At 68.6% G+C, this 379-nt stretch carries 1 protein-coding gene; it reads right to left on the reverse strand.

What is annotated here, in order from left to right; translation table 11 throughout:
• Window positions 1-379: AMP-binding protein (locus tag AC1DYG_RS20620; protein ID WP_477641691.1), on the reverse strand; the 379-nt coding region annotated here is incomplete at both ends.

Genomic DNA, 379 nt, shown 5'->3' on the forward strand with positions numbered 1-379 from the left:
CCTCGTAGGCGAGCATCGAGGCGGGGTCCGCCGGCAGGTGGTCGCGGTCCGACATCAGGACGAAGTGCGTGACGCTCGTCAGCTTCGGCGCCAGGTCCCGCACCAGCGGCAGGAAGGTCAGGTCGAAGAACAGCACCTTGTCTGCGGCGTCGTTGATGATCCACTCGAGCTGGTCCGGGTGCAGACGCGGGTTCAGCGTGTGCAGGATCGAGCCGGAGCCGGATGCCGCGTAGTAGAGCTCGAGATGGCGGTACCCGTTCCAGGCCAGGGTTCCGACCCGGTCTCCGGGCTCGACGCCCAGCCGCCCGAGGGCCTGCGCGAGCTTCTTGGCCCGGACCGCCATCTCGCCGAAGGTGTAGCGGTGGATGTCGCCCTCGAC

It is taken from the genome of Pedococcus sp. P1_H8 (genome assembly GCF_056405175.1).